This is a genomic window from Streptomyces sp. NPDC059816 (assembly GCF_042732055.1).
Lineage (GTDB): Bacteria > Actinomycetota > Actinomycetes > Streptomycetales > Streptomycetaceae > Streptomyces.
The window spans coordinates 1-15,886 of the sequence record NZ_JBHWIQ010000019.1; the positions used below are offsets into that span (position 1 = coordinate 1).

Annotated in this window: 14 protein-coding genes, 1 tRNA gene and 1 riboswitch; of the genes, 5 read left to right on the forward strand and 10 right to left on the reverse strand. The window is 71.5% G+C overall.

Annotation, left to right across the window (positions count from 1 at the left end):
* Positions 1 to 115 precede the first annotated feature (115 nt).
* Both ACFV88_RS24040 and ACFV88_RS24045 read right to left on the reverse strand, forming a co-directional pair.
* Positions 116 to 973, reverse strand: a complete 858-nt coding sequence (locus ACFV88_RS24040; RefSeq protein WP_385493898.1) for a bifunctional 5,10-methylenetetrahydrofolate dehydrogenase/5,10-methenyltetrahydrofolate cyclohydrolase — start codon at positions 971 to 973, stop codon at positions 116 to 118.
* Positions 974 to 1,013: 40 nt separating this feature from the next.
* A riboswitch (ZMP/ZTP riboswitch) is annotated at positions 1,014 to 1,100 on the reverse strand.
* Positions 1,101 to 1,193: 93 nt separating this feature from the next.
* Positions 1,194 to 1,793, reverse strand: a complete 600-nt coding sequence (locus ACFV88_RS24045) for a CGNR zinc finger domain-containing protein (protein WP_385493899.1) — start codon at positions 1,791 to 1,793, stop codon at positions 1,194 to 1,196.
* A gap of 87 nt (positions 1,794 to 1,880) precedes the next feature.
* On the opposite strand from ACFV88_RS24045, the gene ACFV88_RS24050 reads away from it, so the two are divergent.
* Together ACFV88_RS24050 and ACFV88_RS24055 are read left to right on the forward strand one after the other, a co-directional pair.
* Positions 1,881 to 2,669, forward strand: coding sequence for an MBL fold metallo-hydrolase (locus tag ACFV88_RS24050; RefSeq protein WP_385493900.1), 789 nt, complete (start codon positions 1,881 to 1,883; stop codon positions 2,667 to 2,669).
* A 72-nt stretch (positions 2,670 to 2,741) separates the two neighbouring features.
* The gene (locus ACFV88_RS24055; RefSeq protein WP_385493901.1) at positions 2,742 to 3,575 is read left to right on the forward strand and encodes a class I SAM-dependent methyltransferase; all 834 of its coding nucleotides are present in this window, start codon (positions 2,742 to 2,744) and stop codon (positions 3,573 to 3,575) included.
* Positions 3,576 to 3,661: 86 nt separating this feature from the next.
* Here the strand turns inward: ACFV88_RS24055 and ACFV88_RS24060 are convergent.
* From ACFV88_RS24060 to galU, 7 genes are all read right to left on the reverse strand, one after another.
* Positions 3,662 to 3,735, reverse strand: a tRNA-Ala gene (locus ACFV88_RS24060).
* Between the two features lie 161 nt (positions 3,736 to 3,896).
* Entirely contained in the window at positions 3,897 to 5,387 is a 1,491-nt protein-coding gene (gene glpR, locus ACFV88_RS24065; RefSeq protein ID WP_385493902.1) for a gephyrin-like molybdotransferase receptor GlpR, read from the reverse strand.
* Between the two features lie 183 nt (positions 5,388 to 5,570).
* Positions 5,571 to 6,224, reverse strand: coding sequence for a GNAT family N-acetyltransferase (locus ACFV88_RS24070; RefSeq protein WP_385494069.1), 654 nt, complete (start codon positions 6,222 to 6,224; stop codon positions 5,571 to 5,573).
* 23 nt (positions 6,225 to 6,247) lie between these two features.
* Complete coding sequence (locus ACFV88_RS24075; RefSeq protein WP_385493904.1) at positions 6,248 to 6,877, reverse strand: molybdenum cofactor biosynthesis protein B; 630 nt, start codon at positions 6,875 to 6,877, stop codon at positions 6,248 to 6,250.
* Positions 6,874 to 7,386 (reverse strand): cyclic pyranopterin monophosphate synthase MoaC, encoded by a 513-nt coding sequence (gene moaC / locus ACFV88_RS24080; RefSeq protein ID WP_385493905.1) that lies wholly within the window; start codon positions 7,384 to 7,386, stop codon positions 6,874 to 6,876. The genes ACFV88_RS24075 and moaC overlap by 4 nt, the downstream gene beginning before the upstream one ends.
* A 119-nt stretch (positions 7,387 to 7,505) precedes the next feature.
* Positions 7,506 to 8,858 (reverse strand): gephyrin-like molybdotransferase Glp, encoded by a 1,353-nt coding sequence (gene glp / locus ACFV88_RS24085; RefSeq protein WP_385493906.1) that lies wholly within the window; start codon positions 8,856 to 8,858, stop codon positions 7,506 to 7,508.
* A 4-nt stretch (positions 8,859 to 8,862) separates the two neighbouring features.
* Positions 8,863 to 9,765, reverse strand: coding sequence for a UTP--glucose-1-phosphate uridylyltransferase GalU (galU, locus tag ACFV88_RS24090; RefSeq protein WP_385493907.1), 903 nt, complete (start codon positions 9,763 to 9,765; stop codon positions 8,863 to 8,865).
* A 94-nt stretch (positions 9,766 to 9,859) separates the two neighbouring features.
* Here galU and ACFV88_RS24095 point away from each other — a divergent pair, with 94 nt between their 5' ends.
* Together ACFV88_RS24095 and ACFV88_RS24100 are read left to right on the forward strand one after the other, a co-directional pair.
* On the forward strand, positions 9,860 to 10,501 hold the full coding sequence (locus ACFV88_RS24095) for a 5-formyltetrahydrofolate cyclo-ligase (RefSeq protein ID WP_385494070.1): 642 nt from the start codon (positions 9,860 to 9,862) through the stop codon (positions 10,499 to 10,501).
* A 208-nt stretch (positions 10,502 to 10,709) separates the two neighbouring features.
* A complete protein-coding gene (locus ACFV88_RS24100) occupies positions 10,710 to 10,949 on the forward strand; it encodes a hypothetical protein (RefSeq protein ID WP_385493908.1) in 240 nt (79 codons plus the stop codon).
* Positions 10,950 to 11,056: 107 nt separating this feature from the next.
* Here ACFV88_RS24100 and ACFV88_RS24105 read toward each other — a convergent pair whose 3' ends face one another.
* A complete protein-coding gene (locus ACFV88_RS24105) occupies positions 11,057 to 13,831 on the reverse strand; it encodes a penicillin acylase family protein (protein WP_385493910.1) in 2,775 nt (924 codons plus the stop codon).
* Between the two features lie 199 nt (positions 13,832 to 14,030).
* Here ACFV88_RS24105 and ACFV88_RS24110 point away from each other — a divergent pair, with 199 nt between their 5' ends.
* Complete coding sequence (locus ACFV88_RS24110) at positions 14,031 to 15,545, forward strand: potassium/proton antiporter (protein ID WP_385494071.1); 1,515 nt, start codon at positions 14,031 to 14,033, stop codon at positions 15,543 to 15,545.
* The last annotated feature ends 341 nt before the right edge of the window (positions 15,546 to 15,886 follow it).

Sequence of the window (15,886 nt, forward strand, 5' to 3'; positions counted from 1 at the left end):
TCGAACCACGCGGCCCCATCGAGACCGAAGCAGCCCGCCGCCTCGCCGACGATCTCAAGAACGAGTGATCACCCGGTTACCCAACACTTTCTGAGGCGCACCGCGACCGGTACGGTCACCCGGCGCTCTGGCGTTCCGCGGCGTCCACCGTCTGGGCCAGCAGCACCGCGATGGTCATCGGCCCGACCCCGCCGGGAACGGGCGTGATCAGAGCGGCCCGGGTGCGGGCGGCCTCGAACTCCACGTCACCGACGTTGCCCGGGTTGTACCCGGCGTCGATCACCACCGCGCCCGGCTTGATGTCCGCACCCCGGATCAACTCGGGCACCCCCACGGCCGCCACCACGACGTCCGCCTCCCGGACGTGCGCGGACAGGTTCGCGGTGCGGGAGTGGCAGTACGTCACCGTGGCGTCCTGACTGAGCAGCAACATGCCCACCGGCTTGCCCAGGATCGCACTGCGCCCCACCACGACCGCGTGCTTGCCGGCCAGTTCGACCTCGTACGCGGCGAGCAGCCGCATGATGCCGCCCGGAGTGCACGACACGAAGCCGGGCAGCCCGAAGCCCATCGCGGCGAAGGAGTGCATCGTCACCCCGTCGACGTCCTTCTCCGGGGCGATGGCCTCGAACGCCGCCCGCTCGTCGATGTGCCGTCCGGCGGGGTGCTGGAGCAGGATGCCGTGCACGTTCGGGTCGTGGGACAACGCGGTGAGCGTGTCGACGAGTTCCGCGGTGCTGGTGTCGGCGGGCAGCCCGACGTGCCGGGACAACACACCGGCCTTGGCGCTGCGGTTCTGCTTCATCCGTACGTACGTGACCGAGGCGGGGTCGTCGCCCACCAGTACGGTCGCCAGGCACGGGGCGGTTCCGGTGCGGCGGGTGAGTTCGGCGGCTCTGGCGGCGGTCTCGTCGACGAGGCGTCGGGCGAGGCCGGTGCCGTCCATGAGTCGCGCCGTCGAGGTCGGGGACATAGGGGACACAGGGGACACAGTCGCCTCCCAGGCGTGGTGGACCACTTGCCCAGGCGCACGGCATCGACGCTGTCGTCAGGCCGCTCCCCGGTGGTGCCCCACCCAAGCGCCAGTCACGGCCCACTAGGCACAGTAGTGGACACCCCCACCCCCCACGCAGTGGCGTACGCCACTGCCACCGTCACCCTGGCCGCCCCCGCCCCCGACTGCGGCCCCCGCCTCAGTCCGACTTCGGCCGGGCCCGTCGGGCGTAGGCGCGGGCGGCACGGGCGCGGTCGCCGCACCGGGTGGAGCACCATTGGCGGCGACCGTGGGACAGCAGGTAGCGGTTGCAGGGGGTGGAGCCGCAGGCGGTGAGGCGTTCGGCGTCGGGCCCGGTGAGGAGGTCGGCCGCATTGGCCGCGAGGGTCGCCAGCGCACGGTCGAGCACCTCGTTGGTGGGGCACGGCACCGCGCGGTAGGGGCCGCTCTTCTCGTCCCAGTGCAGCAGCGCGGCCGTGGGAGCCCGACTCAACGCGTCATTGACGGCGGACAGGGCCGCCGGCAGGGCGGGCACCCCGATCACCCGGGCGGAGAACAGGGCCCTGACGTTCTCGCGCAGCGAGCGCAGTTGCGTCGCGCACATCTCCTGCACCCCGGCATCGGCCGGAGCGAGGCCGCGTTCGGCGAGCCACCGATTGGTGCCCCGCGGAGTGCCGAGGAAGTCGACGAAGTGCCCGCCGGGCAGCGCGACGGCGCTGTTGACGAAGTCGAGGGCGAGATGGTCCTCCGCCCCGGGAGCGGGCGGCAGCACGGGCTCGACGGTCGGGGCCTCACTCATGAACCTCATGGTACAGCTTGCGCTCTTCCGTGAGACATCACTACTGTCCATCACGGAACAGCCGCTACCTATCCGTGAGGTTTCGCCATGGCCCGTACTGGCACGTCCCCCGAGCAGATCCCCGTCCGCGTCTTCGGCGGCCCGACCGCCCTCTTCTCCTACGGCGGCCTGCGCTTCCTGACCGATCCGACCTTCGACGCCCCCGGCGACTACCCCATACCGGGCGGCCGACTCACCAAGACGGCACCCTCCTCCGCCGCACCGGCCGACCTCGGCCCCGTCGACGTGGTCCTGCTCTCGCACGACGAGCACCCCGACAACCTCGACACCTCCGGCCGCGCACTCCTCGCCGACGTCCCGCTCACCCTCACCACCCCCGGCGGCGGGGAGCGCCTGGGCAAGGGGGCCAAGGGACTGGCCGACTGGGAGTCGGTCGCACTCGACCGCCCCGACGGCGGCACCGTCACCGTCACGGGCGTGCCCGCCCTCCACGGTCCCGGCGCCCGCGAGGACATCGAACCGATCACCGGCCAGGTCGTCGGTTTCGTCCTCACCGGGGAGGGCCTGCCCACGATCTACGTCAGCGGCGACAACGCAGCACTCGAACCGGTCAGGCAGATCGCCGAACGCTTCGGCCCGGTGGACACCGCCGTCCTGTTCGCCGGCGCCCCCCGCTTCCCCGCCCTCTTCGGCGGCGCACCGATCGTCCTGGACAGCGCGCGGGCCACCGAGGCCGCCACCATCCTCGGCGCCCGCCGGGTGGTCCCCGTCCACTACGACAGCTGGGCGCACTTCACCGAGGGCCGTGACCAGTTGGTCGCCGCGTTCACCGAGGCCGGACTGATCGACCGCCTGGACCTGGGCGACCGGGACTGACGGCCCGCGAACGGTGCCAGACTGGGCACGTCGGTACGGTTGTGTTCGCATCCTTCCCGGAGGTGTCACCACGTGGCATTCGATACCCAGGATTCCTTCCCCGTCATGCGGCCCGCGGTGCAAGAGGTCTACGGGCCGGCAGACTTGGGCGGGGAGCCGATCTTCGCCGGCGGGTTCATCAACTTCGGATACTGGCGTGGAATCGACTTGGACGCCCCGCTCAGCGAGGCGGATCGAATCCGCAGCCAGCAGGATCTCTATCGACGAGTCCTGGACGCCGCAGGGCCACTGCAGCAACTACGGCTCCTCGAAGTGGGCAGCGGGCTCGGCATGGGCTGCGCCCTCGCCCTGTCCGAGCGCCGTCCCGCCGAGGTCACCGGCATGGACATCCACCCCGCCCAGCTGAAGCGGGCCCAGGAGGTACACGCGGACCTCCTGAAAGAGGCGCCGGAGCGGCTGCGGTTCGTCCAGGGCGCAGCGGAGCTCATGCCCTTCGAAGACGCCGAGTTCGATGTAGTCGTCAGTGTGGAGGCCGTGCAACACTTCCCGGACCTGGGGGCCTTCGCGGCCGAGACGGCGCGCGTGCTGCGCCCAGGTGGGCGGGTCGCCATCACCAGCTTCTTCGCCGGGGACGACGCGCCGAGCCGGGGCGAGGACCTCGCGCAGCTGTTGGAGACCTTCGCGAACGGCCTGGACATCGCCCGCCCGGTGACCACGCTTGCGGACGCGCTCACAGCCAGCGGGCTCTCAGAGGTGCGGGTCGAGCCGATAGGTCCGCAGGTCTGGGCGGGCTGGGACGCATGGCTGTCCCGCCACTACACGCCGGACGCCTGGCCCCGGAACTTCCTGAGGGCCTACGAACGACGGCTCCTCGACTACTACCTCGTCACCGCCCGACGCCCCTAGGCTCGGAACAGCCATCGACCGAGTCCCGGAAACGACAAGATCCCGCCCGATCTGAACGATCGGACGGGATCCCGTGACGTTTGCTGTGGACCTGAGGGGATTCGAACCCCTGACCCCCTCGATGCGAACGAGGTGCGCTACCGGACTGCGCCACAGGCCCTTGCAACGGGTGAAACTCTAGCACCCCCGCAACGGTGCTCGGAAATCCGCTCCCGGACCGGTCTGCGCTGATCAACCGGCCGCCCCGGGCCGATCACCGGGCACGGGGCGGGAGCTCGAACACGCGTGAGCGCACGGGGACAAGGGAGCCCCCGGCGGCGGTCACTCGTTGGCCGCGCGGGGCCGTTCCTTCTCCTCGTACTGGTCGAAGAGCGGTGTGCGCCCCCGCTCACGGGAGCGGCGCGCCGATGCGGCCCGGCGCGCGTCGCACCGTTCGTCGCCGTCCTCGAAGTCGGCACCGTCCGAAGCACCGTCGTCACCGGCGCCGACGGCGCCCGCCGCGGTCGGGGACCCGCCCGGGTCCGTGCGGCGCGCCGTCGGTTCGGCGGCGCTGGAGCGGGCGGAGCTCCACGCGTCCGGTGCGCCGAGGTCCACGCCACCCGTGGCGCGCGGGGCGACCGGCGCGGTCACATAGGTGGGCAGCGGCACCGGGACCGGGTCCCAGCTGCCCCCCCGCCCCGGGCTCCGATGAGGTTCGCGCTGCTGGTCGACCCACTCGGCGTGATCGGTCTGCTCGACCAACGCCCGCCGGTCGGCGGCCAGCGCCGACAGCTCGGGGTCGGTCGCCGGCTCCACCGGTTCGCCCTCCGAACGGTCCGCACGGTCCGACCGGCCGGTGGCTGTGGCGCCCTCGGCCTGGGGGCGGCGCGGCTGGCGCTCCCGCAAGCGCTGGGCGGCCAGCTCGGCACTCCGACGGTCCATGACGTACGCGAACCGGTGGCGTTCCTGTCGGCGCAGATAGGCGATGTACCCACTGAGCAGCACGGCGGGCAGCGCCGGCGCCCAGAGGAAGGCCAGGCCACCGACGGCGGCCACGACCGCCCCCGCGGTGAAGGCGAGGAAGAGCATCACCGTGGTGCGGCGGCGGCGCGCGAGCACCTTCGTGCGCCGGGCGCGTGCGGTGGCCTCGGCCGTGGGGCGAGGGCGCGCGGGCGCTCCCTCGCGCGCCTTGCGCTTCCCGCGCTCCGTATTCTCGCGGTTCTCGCGGTTCTCGCGGTTCTCCCGGCCGCTGCCGCCGTCGCTCCCGCGCACCTCGGCACGGACCTCGCCGCGACGCACGGCCCGAGCGGGGCGCACCTTCTCCTGGCGGACGGCTTCCTGGCGCACCGCTTCCTGGCGGGCCGCCTCCAGCCGCGCCGCGTCATCGCGCTCCGCCTCCTGGCGGGCAGCCTCCTGGCGGGCGACCTCGGCTTCCTTGCGGGCGGCCTCCTTGCGCACGGCCTCCTGCCGGGCCGCCTCGTGCCGGGCCGCTTCCTCGCGGGCTGCTTCCTGCCGGGCCAGCGCGGCCTCCACCTCCTGGCGCGAGGGTGCCGGAGGCATGGCGAAGGCCCGGACGTCCACCGAGTCGGTGACGCCGTCCGGGGCCGGACCGGGGCCGGCGACCGGCTCGTCCTCCTCGGTCGAGCGCGCCCGCAGGTCCTTGGCGTAACGGCGCTCCATGCCCGCCCGCCCGGACAGGAGCCGGATGGCGGTACTGAAGCGTTCCGTCGGACGGGCCTCGTTCAGCTCGTCTTGCCTACGGAGCCACATCGGCACCAAGTAGGCGGCCCAGGCCCCGACGATGACTGCGTAGATGAGGCCGCTGCTGCTCACGTCTCACACCGTAGAGGTCTTTGCGCGGGGGCATCCGCCAATTGGGGCGGTGTGTCGCACGATCTAGCTCATATTCCGAACTTTTTTTGCGACTGATGCGATCAGCAGCTCGGTAACAGGGGTCACGATTGCCCCGCTTGGCGCCTTCGGATGACAATTTCGCGACCAATATCGAACATGCATTCAATTCTTCGGGGGGTTCGGCGGCTCGTGCGGGGTGGACGACGGGTGCTCCCCGGTCGTCCCGCGCAGCGCACGGCCGCGTTGGTGCCAGCGGTACAGCAACCCTTCCGGCACCTCCTCCGCGGTGAGCGCGAACACCAGGTGGTCCCGCCACGCACCGTCGATGTGGAGGAACCGCGGACGGAGTCCCTCACCGCGGAACCCGAGTTTCTCCACGACCCGGCGGCTGGGGGCGTTCTCCGGACGGATGCAGACCTCGATGCGGTGCAGTCCCACCGTGCGGAAGCCGTGGTCGACGGCGAGCGCCAGCGCCGTCGGCATGACCCCCCGGCCCGCCACGCCCTCGTCAACCCAGTAGCCGACGTGGCCCGAGCACATCGAGCCCCAGGTGATGCCCGCGACGGTGAGCTGCCCCACCAGCCGCCCCTGGTACTCGATGACGAAGGGCAGCATCCGTCCCGCGTTGGCCTCGGCCCGCAGATGGCGCACCATCTGTCGGTACGTGGGCCGGTGGGTGATCGGCCCGCTCGGGGTGGGCGGCGGGATCGTCGCCTCCCAGGGGCGCAGCCAGTCCCGGTTGCGCCGGTTGACCTCACGCCACGCGCGCTGGTCACGCAGTTTTATCGGTCGGAGGACGACCTCGCCGTCCACCAGCTGGACGGGCCATGCGGAGCTGTTCAGCGTGGGCTCCCGATCGGTCCGGCGTCCGGCGCGGGCTCCTCGCCCGTCGCACCGGAGTGACCCGAGGCGTCGCGGGCGGGCGCGCCGTCCTCGGTGGACGGCAGGGGGTGGTCGCCGCCGCGCAACTGGTCGACGGCATGCGTCAACAGGGGCTCCAGTACGGCGAGTCCGTCGCGCACTCCGCCCGTGGAACCCGGCAGGTTGACGATGAGGGTGCGGTCCGCAACGCCCGCGATGCCCCGGGACAGTGCGGCGGTGGGCACCGTGCGGCGGCCGAACGCGCGGATGGCCTCCGGGATGCCCGGCACCGGGTGGTCGATGACCCGGGCGGTCGCCTCGGGGGTGCGGTCGGTGGGTGAGATGCCCGTACCGCCGGTGGTGAGGATCACGTCGTAGCGGGCGGCCACGCCCTCCCTGAGCGCGGCTTCGACCGGGTCGCCGTCCGGGACCACGCGCGCGTCGTCGACGGTGAAGCCGGCCGCTCTGAGCGCCGCCACGATCAGCGGACCGCCACGGTCGGCGTACACCCCCGCCGCTGCGCGTCCGGACGCCGTCACCACCAGCGCCCTGTAGGGCGCGCGCGTACGGCCCGCGCTGCCGTCATCCCTGTGTGCGCCCGTGTTCACGCCCGGCTCCAGTCACCCGACGCTCCGCCGGTCTTGTCCTCGACGCGGACCTCCGTGATGACGGCGCCCTTGTCGACCGCCTTCACCATGTCCACGACCGTGAGGGCGGCGACCGTGACCGCGGTGAGCGCCTCCATCTCGACGCCCGTGCGGTCGGTGGTCCGCACGGTGGCGGTGATCTCCACGGCGTCGTCGGCGACGGACAGGTCCACCTTCACCCCGGACAGCGCCAGCGGATGGCACAGGGGGATCAGCTCCGGCGTCCGTTTGGCGCCCATGATGCCGGCGATGCGGGCGGTGGCGAGTGCGTCGCCCTTGGGCACGCCCTCCCCACGCAGCAGGGCGACGACCCGGTCGTTCACCAGGACCCGGCCGCTGGCGCGCGCGGTGCGCGTGGTGACCTCCTTGGCGGAGACGTCGACCATGCGGGCCGCGCCGGCCTCGTCGATGTGCGTGAGGCGGCCCTGTGCGGAGGTACCGGGGGTGTCCCCCCGGGAATGCGCGGTCATGTGCTGTGACGCTCCCGGTCCGGGCCCGCTCACGGTGCGGCGCGCGGAGCCTGTGTGCGGGCTACCGTACCGCGCGCGGGGCGCGTGTTCCGGGCCAGGACCCACCCGGGGCGGGGCCGTTATGCGCAACCGGGCGCGGCGGCCCGGGCGAGCAGCACGACGTCGACCTCTTCGCCCGGCTCCACCGAGGTCACCTCGCGCGGGACCACGATCAGCGCGTCGGCGTGCGCCAGGGCGGCAACCAGGTGCGATCCGGCCCCGCCGACGGGGGTCACCTCGCCCGTGTCGACGTCATGGCGTCCGCGCAGGTACTGGGTGCGGCCGGCGGGCGAGGTCAGTGTCTTGTCGGCGCGCAGCACCGCGCGGGCGGTGGGCCGGTGCACGTCGGACAGGCCCATCAGGGTGCGGATGGCGGGCCGGACGAACAGTTCGAAGGACACGTACGAGGACACGGGGTTGCCGGGCAGCGCGAGCAGGGGGGTGTGGTCGGGGCCGATGGAACCGAACCCCTGCGGTTTGCCGGGCTGCATGGCCAGCACGCGGAAGTCGACCCCGCCGCCGGCGACGTCCTCGTCGCGCACCGAGGACAGGGCTTCCTTGACGACGTCGTAGGCGCCCACGCTGACCCCGCCCGAGGTGACGACGAGGTCCGCGCGGATCAGTTGGTCCTCGATGGTGGCGCGCAGCGTCTCGGCGTCGTCGGCGACGGCGCCGACCCGGTAGGCGAGGGCTCCCGCCGCGCGGGCCGCTGCGGTCAGGGCGTAGCTGTTGGAGTCGAAGATCTGCCCCTCGCCCAGCGGTTCGCCGGGGGGTACGAGTTCGCTGCCGGTGGAGAGGACCACCACGCGGGGCCGCGGGCGCACCCGTACGGTGCCCCGTCCGATCGCGGCGAGCAGGGCGATCTGGGGGGCGTCGAGCACCGTGCCGGCGGTCAGCGCCAGATCACCGGCGCGCACGTCGCTGCCCTGCGCGCGGATGTGCGCCCCGGCGGGTGCCGTCCGGTGCACGCGCACCTGGCCGGTCGCCCCTTCGGGAGCGGCACTGCGGGCCCGCATGCCGGTGACGGGGCCGCCGCCGAGCCCGCCGTCGGTCCACTCCACGGGGACCACGGCCTCGGCGCCGGGGGGCAGCGGGGCGCCGGTCATGATGCGGGCGGCCTGTCCGGGACCCACCGCGAGTCGTCCGCCCTGTCCGGCGGCGACGTCCCCGACGACGGTGAGGACCGCCGGGTACTCCTCGCTGGCGCCCGCGACGTCGGCGGTGCGGACGGCGTACCCGTCCATGGAGCTGTTGTCGAAGGGCGGGAGCGACACCGGCACCACGACGTCGTCGACGAGGACGCAGCCCTGGGCGTCGAGCAGCTGGAGTTCGATGGGTTCCAGGGGGCGGACGGTCTGGAGGACGTCCTCCAGGTGTTCCGCCACCGTCCAGACCCGGTCCTGGTCGGTGGTGCCGGTGCTCGTTCCGCTCAAGTCGCTACATCTCCTCGGTGACGTAACCGCGCAGCCAGGTCCGGAACTCCGGGCCCAGGTCCTCACGTTCGCACGCGAGTCTGACAATGGCACGCAGGTAGTCGCCGCGGTCGCCGGTGTCATAGCGGCGGCCGGTGAAGACGACGCCGTGCACCGGGCCGCCGACCTTCTCGTCCAGCGCGAGCTGCTGGAGGGCGTCGGTGAGCTGGATCTCGCCGCCGCGGCCGGGCTCGGTGGAGCGGAGTATCTCGAAGACGTGCGGGTCCAGTACGTAGCGGCCGATGACGGCGAAGTTGCTGGGCGCCTCCGCGGGGTCGGGCTTCTCGACCAGGCCGGTCACCTTGACGACGTCCGGCTCGGCGGTGGCCTCGACGGCCGCACAGCCGTAGAGGTGCACCTGCTCGGGGGCGACCTCCATGAGCGCGACGACGCTGCCGCCGTGCCGTTCCTGGATGTCGACCATGCGCGCGAGCAGCGGGTCACGGGGGTCGATGAGGTCGTCGCCGAGCAGCACCGCGAAGGGCTCGTCACCGACGTGGGGGGCCGCGCACAGGACGGCGTGCCCGAGGCCCCGGGGGTCGCCCTGGCGGACGTAGTGCATGGTGGCCAGGTCGCTCGACTCCTGGACCTTCGCGAGCCGGGCCCGGTCGCCCTTCTTGGTGAGGGCTTCCTCCAGCTCGTAGTTGCGGTCGAAGTGGTCCTCCAGGGGACGCTTGTTGCGTCCGGTGATCATCAGGACGTCGTCCAGCCCCGCGGACACCGCTTCCTCGACCACGTACTGGATAGCCGGTTTGTCCACGACCGGCAGCATCTCCTTGGGAGTGGCCTTGGTGGCGGGCAGGAAGCGGGTGCCGAGGCCGGCGGCGGGGATGACGGCCTTGGTGATCCTGGAGTTCGACTCAGTCATGGACGTCACCCTAACCGGTGGCATTGTAGGGATTCTGTAGCTCTACATAAGTGATCCGCATATGACAGGACATGGAAAGGCGTGCACGACGATCATGAGCGTGACCGACGGCGGGGCCGAGCCTGACAAGCGCAGTTTGCGACGACGGATCCTCAGTATGAGGAGCGGGTTGCCTCAGGATGACGTCGAGGGGACGTCGCTGGTTCTGGCCGCGCGCGCACGGGACCTCATGGAGCTGTCCCGGGCACGCACGGTGGCCGCGTACGTCTCCGTCGGTGACGAACCGGGCACCCTTCCCCTCCTCGACGACCTCCGCGCGCGGGGGGTGCGCGTCCTGCTGCCGGTGCTCCTGGACGACAACGACCTCGACTGGGGGTGCTACGAGGGACCGGGGTCGCTCGTCGCGGTCCCCCGCACGGCCCGCATGACCCTGCGGGAACCCGGTGGCCCCCGTCTCGGGCCGGAGGCGGTCCTGGAGGCCGACGCGGTGCTGCTGCCCGGCCTCGCGGTCGACGACCGCGGCATGCGCCTCGGCCGCGGCGGCGGCTCGTACGACCGGGTCCTCGCCCGGCTGGAGCGCGCCGGCGCCGATCCATGGCTGGTGGTGCTGCTGTACGACACCGAGGTCGTCGCACGGGTGCCAGTCGAAGCGCACGACCGGCCGGTACACGCGGTGGTCACCCCCTCGGGGGTCCGCCGCTTCCCGACCGGCGGAGGAACGCCGGGGCGCGCATGAGCCCACGGCCACCTGTGAGGGTGAGTTTCCGGGAGCACGGTTGACACCGCGGAAGGCTGCGCGACGGCCGTGCGGAGGTCGTGCGGCGGCGGGGCCTGCGGTTCCGGACCCGTGCGCACGGACCGGGTGCGGGACGCGCCGGTCGACCCGCCACGCCCGGACGGATGAGAGCGCGTGCCCCCGACCGGTCGCGGACTGTTGGCTGGGCATGACGAAGACGTTCCGTACCCTGTCCACCGCCGCCGTCCTCGCCGTCGGGGCCCTGCTGCCCGGCGCGCACACGGCCGTGGCGGCCGAGAGCCCGGTCAGTGCCGGCCCCGTCACCTCGGAGGGCGTCGCGGGAGCCGCGCAGACGGGGCTGGAAGTGCTCAGGACCTGCGGGTTGCCCACCGTCGCCGACCCGAGCAGCATCGTCCAGAACTGCACCGACGGCTCACTCGCCCGCTGATGCCCGTGCCGCCGGTCCCCCTTCCCCGGCGGACGCGAAGTGGCCCTGCACCCGACGGTGCAGGGCCACTTCCCTGTGCTCGGACGGTCACCCGGCCGCCGGCCGCGTCAGGGCCGCAGCGACAGCGTGTCCGCGGTGGTCTCCTCCACGGCCTTCTCGGAGAACGCCCAGTCGAGCAGCTCGCCCCTGGCCCACTTGTCCGTCTGATCGGTGTAGTGGGCGTTGTAGGCGTGGCCCGAGGCACCGGTCAGGTTGATCCACTTGGACTTGTCGAGGTCGTCGAGGTTGACCACCATCCGCATCGACGGCACCCAGATGACGTCGTAGCCGCCCGCCGCGTTCCAACCGGTGGCGTTGACCGCGGCCTCGCCGCCGCCGAGGTTCCAGGGACCCCGGTTGAGGGCGAACTTCAGGAAGTCGGGACCCTCGGTGCCCAGCGTCTGGTTCTCCAGCGTGAGCTGGTGCAACCGGCCCCAGCTCCAGCTGTCGATGTCCTTGCCGAGCTCGGCGGTCAGCTCCCAGCGCGCGTCCTCCAGGGCCTGCGCGAACAGCTCGTCCCGGGTGTCGATCTCCTTGTCGGACGGCGTCTTCCACCAACCGTTGTCCTCGTCCTTGACGATCCCCCGGACGATCTCGAACCAGCGGTCGCCGCCGTCCGGCTGCGCCGAGTCCGCGTCCCGCTCGCCGCACTCCTGCACCCGGACGTCCTCGTCGGCGGGACCGGTGTTCTCGGCGGGCTCCACGTACAGGCACTCGCCCTTGACCCGCAGTTCCTTGGGCAGCTTGTGGCCGAAGGTGAGCTTGAGGACGTTGCGCCACACGGCGTTGAAGTAGGCCGCCGCCGCGGAGTCGGGCGACTGGGTGTAGTTCCAGCCCTCCAGCAGCTTCTGCGCCTCGCGCACGTGCTTGTCGGACACGTCGATCTTGAGCAGCATCGGCGTCAGCAGTTTGGCGATCTCGCTGCTGTTGTCGGTCTGCATCTGCCGCATGTCCTCGGTGGAGATCTTTCCACCGGCCTTGGTCTTCGACTCGATGAGGTCGGTGATGCGCTGGCTGCGCGCGCCGTAGCCCCAGTCGGAGGTGAGCGCGTGCGGGTACTTGTCGGGGTCGACGACCGCCTGGTTCGCGGTGACGATGTACCCCCGCTCCGGGTTGTACTCGTACGGCAGCGCGTCCTGGTCGATGTATCCGGTCCAGCGGTAGTCGGGGTCCCAGCCGGGCGCGGGCAGCGACCCGTCGTGGCCCTCGGCGCGCAGCGGGATCCGGCCGGGGGCCTGGTACCCGATGTTGTTCTCGGTGTCCGCGTAGACGAGGTTCTGCGAGGGCACCTCGAAGTCGGCGGCGCCCTTGCGGAACTCGTTCCAGTTCTTCGCCCGGTTGATGGCGAAGAGCGCGTCCATGGACTTGCCGGGGGTGAGGGCGGTCCAGCGCAGCGAGACGCCGTAGCCGTCACCGCGGTCGGGCGCCGAGCTGTCGACGGCGGCCTTCTTGCCGACCGTGCCGAGCTCGTCGCTGCGGTCGGAGAGCAGGGGGCCGTTCTCGGTCTCCCGGATGGTGATCGGCTTCGACTCGCCCCCGGCGACCCGGATGGTCTCCTTGCGCGTCTTGAAGGGCACCACCTTGCCGTCGTACTGGTAGCCGTCCCCGGTGAACTTCTCCAGGTACAGGTCGGTGACGTCGGCGCCCAGGTTGGTCAGGCCCCAGGAGATGTCCTGGTTGTGGCCGATGACCACGCCCGGCATGCCCGCGAAGGTGAACCCGGACACGTCGTACGAGCAGTTCTCGGAGACGTCCCGGCAGTGCAGGCCCATCTGGTACCAGACCGAGGGCAGCTGCGGCGACAGGTGCGGGTCGTTCGCGAGCAGCGGCTTGCCCGTGATGGTGTGCTTGCCGGCGATGACCCACGAGTTGGAGCCGATGCCGTTGCCGTTGGGGCCGAACACCGCGGGGATGCCGTCGAGGACCTCGGACAGGCCCGCGAGTTGGCTCTGGAGGCCGTCGGTGGCGGCCTGAGCACCGCCGGCCGCACTCGATCCGGTCCCCGACCCGGTCCCTACGCCCTGCTGGCCGGTCTGGCCCTGCTGGCCGGTGCCCTTCGGCTCGTACGTCTTGCTCGCGGCGTCGTACGCGCCCTCCTGCACGATCGGCTTGTTCCGGTCGTACGGGTAGCCGGGGTACAGGTCCTTGATCTGCGACGGGCCGAGCCGGCTGGTCATCAGGGAACGGTCGATCTCGTCCTGCATGTTGCCGCGCAGGTCCCAGGCCATGGCCTTCAGCCAGGCCACCGAGTCGACGGGCGTCCAGGGCTGCGGCGCGTAGTCGTTGGTGAAGCCGAGCGCGGCGTACTCCACCGAGATGTCCTTGCCGTCCTTGCCGGCGAGGTAGGCGTTGACGCCCTTCGCGTACGCCTGGAGGTACTTCTTGGTCTCGGGCGAGAGCTTGGAGTCGTACTCCTCCTGCGCGACCCGGTGCCATCCGAGGGTGCGCAGGAACTCGTCCGTCTCGATCTGGCTCTTGCCGAACATCTCGGAGAGCCGACCGGACGTCGTGTGACGCCTGACGTCCATCTCCCAGAAGCGGTCCTGCGCCTGTACGTAACCCTGGGCCATGAACAGGTCCTCGTCGGAGGACGCGTAGACCTGGGGGATGCCGTTGCCGTCACGCTTGACGTCGACGGGCCCGGCGAGTCCGGCGAGCTTGATGGAGCCCTTGGTCTGCGGGAAGGAAGCACGCACCGTACTGACGCTCCAGTAGGCCCCGTAGCCCACCCCGGCCACGATGGCCAGCACCAGCACGATGACGAACAAACGGCCTTTCCGGCCCTTCTTCCTGACGGACCTGTCGGCCTGCTGGCCGGAGGAGGCGGTGGTGTTGGCGGGCATCGCTGTCCTTGCTGTCCTTCGCGAGCGGCAGGGGGTCAATCGGGCGGCGCGGTCTCGGCAGCCGTACACGGAAACACTGGAGCAACCATAGGCGCAGGGCGTGACCACACCGGACGCGGAGTCAGGAACCCCGACCATACGAACATACGAGGGCGTCAAGGAAGCGTTAACGATTAGGTAAGGTAACGAAGTACCGAGACTGTGCGCAGAAAGGATTCGGCCACTGACCGTTCACCACCTCAACCAGCTTCTGCTCGTCTGCTCACTGGTCCTGCTGATCGCGGTGGCTGCGGTCCGGATCTCCTCACGCAGCGGGCTGCCGAGCCTGCTCGTCTACCTGGGCATCGGCGTCGCCATCGGCCAGGACGGCATCGGCAACGTCAGCTTCAACAACGCCGAGTTGACCCAGGTCATCGGGTACGCGGCCCTGGTCGTGATCCTCGCCGAAGGCGGCCTGGGCACGAAGTGGAAGGAGATCAAACCCGCCTTGCCCGCCGCGGCGGTGCTCTCCACGGTCGGTGTGGCCGTGAGCGTCGGCATCACCGCCACGGCAGCGCACTACCTGGTCGGACTGGAGTGGCGGCAGGCACTGATCATCGGCGCGGTGGTGTCCTCCACCGACGCGGCGGCCGTGTTCTCCGTGCTCCGCAAGGTGCCCCTGCCCTCCCGCGTGAACGGTGTCCTCGAAGCAGAGTCCGGCTTCAACGACGCCCCCGTGGTGATCCTCGTCGTCGCCTTCTCGACCGCCGGCCCCATCGAGAGCTGGTACGTCCTCCTCGGCAAGATCACCCTGGAACTCGCCATCGGCGCGGCCATCGGCATCGCCGTCGGCGTCCTCGGCGGCTACGCCCTGCGGCACGTGGCGCTGCCCGCGTCCGGCCTCTACCCCATCGCCGTCATGGCCATCGCCGTCACCGCCTACGCGGCGGGCGCCCTCGCCCACGGCAGCGGCTTCCTCGCCGTCTACCTCGCGGCCATGGTCCTCGGCAATGCCAAGCTGCCGCACGCACCCGCGACCCGGGGCTTCGCCGAGGGGCTCGGCTGGATCGCGCAGATCGGCATGTTCGTCCTGCTCGGCCTGCTGGTCACCCCGCACGACCTCGCCGACGACATCCTGCCCGCCATCGTCATCGGACTCGTCCTGACGGCCGTGGCCCGCCCACTGGAGGTGGTCCTCAGCCTGCTGCCGTTCCGCATGCCCTGGCAGGAGAAGGCCCTGATGTCCTGGGCCGGCCTGCGCGGCGCCGTCCCCATCATCCTGGCCACCATCCCGATGGTGAACGGAGTGGAGGACAGCCGCCGGATCTTCAACATCGTGTTCGTGCTGGTCGTCGTCTACACCCTCATCCAAGGGCCCACCCTGCCCTGGCTGGCGCGAAAACTCCGGCTGGGCGAGGACTCCGAAGCCGCCGACCTCGGCATCGAATCCGCGCCCCTGGAACAGCTCCGAGGCCATCTGCTGTCCCTGAAGATCCTCAAGGGTTCGCGCATGCACGGGGTCGAGGTGGACGAGCTGCGCCTGCCCGCGGGGTCCGCCGTGACCCTCGTCGTCCGGGACGGCAAGTCGTTCGTGCCGCTGCCGTCGACGGTGCTGCGGCGCGGCGACGACCTCCTGGTCGTCGCGACCGATCCGGTCCGGGACTCGGCGGAGGCTCGGCTGCGGGCGGTGGGCCGGGGCGGCAAGTTGGCCAGCTGGCTGGGTACGGGACGCTGACGCGGCGCCCTCGGCTCGGGGGCGCTCGCGGCATGGGGGGCGCCCTCGGCTCGGGGCACCCTCGGCTCGGGGAGCCGCGGCTTGGGGCCCTCGACTCGGGGCGTCAGCGACTTGGGGCGCGCGGTGGGGTGCCCCCATCTACTGCGCACTGGGCGTACCGGCGTGCCAGCGGCCCGGTGGAGGCGTACCGGCGCGCGACCGTGCGCTCAACCCGACAGGAACGCGCCGGCGCGCCTCCACCGGGCCGGCGAGCGCTAGTGATACGTACCTCATCCGCGTTCGCCTGCCCGCCTCCGCTTCCCGCTGTACGATGCTCGGACACTTCTGATCGAACCAACTCT

Coding starts and splice junctions, on each gene's coding strand:
- ACFV88_RS24050 (WP_385493900.1), top strand. CDS start 1,881: ATGGCCCGTACTGGCACGTCCCCCGAGCAGATCCCCGTCCGCGTCTTC.
- galU (WP_385493907.1), bottom strand. CDS start 9,765: ATGACTGAGTCGAACTCCAGGATCACCAAGGCCGTCATCCCCGCCGCC.
- ACFV88_RS24095 (WP_385494070.1), top strand. CDS start 9,860: ATGAGCGTGACCGACGGCGGGGCCGAGCCTGACAAGCGCAGTTTGCGA.
- ACFV88_RS24040 (WP_385493898.1), bottom strand. CDS start 973: ATGTCCCCGACCTCGACGGCGCGACTCATGGACGGCACCGGCCTCGCC.
- ACFV88_RS24045 (WP_385493899.1), bottom strand. CDS start 1,793: ATGAGTGAGGCCCCGACCGTCGAGCCCGTGCTGCCGCCCGCTCCCGGG.
- moaC (WP_385493905.1), bottom strand. CDS start 7,386: ATGACCGCGCATTCCCGGGGGGACACCCCCGGTACCTCCGCACAGGGC.
- ACFV88_RS24105 (WP_385493910.1), bottom strand. CDS start 13,831: ATGCCCGCCAACACCACCGCCTCCTCCGGCCAGCAGGCCGACAGGTCC.
- ACFV88_RS24100 (WP_385493908.1), top strand. CDS start 10,710: ATGACGAAGACGTTCCGTACCCTGTCCACCGCCGCCGTCCTCGCCGTC.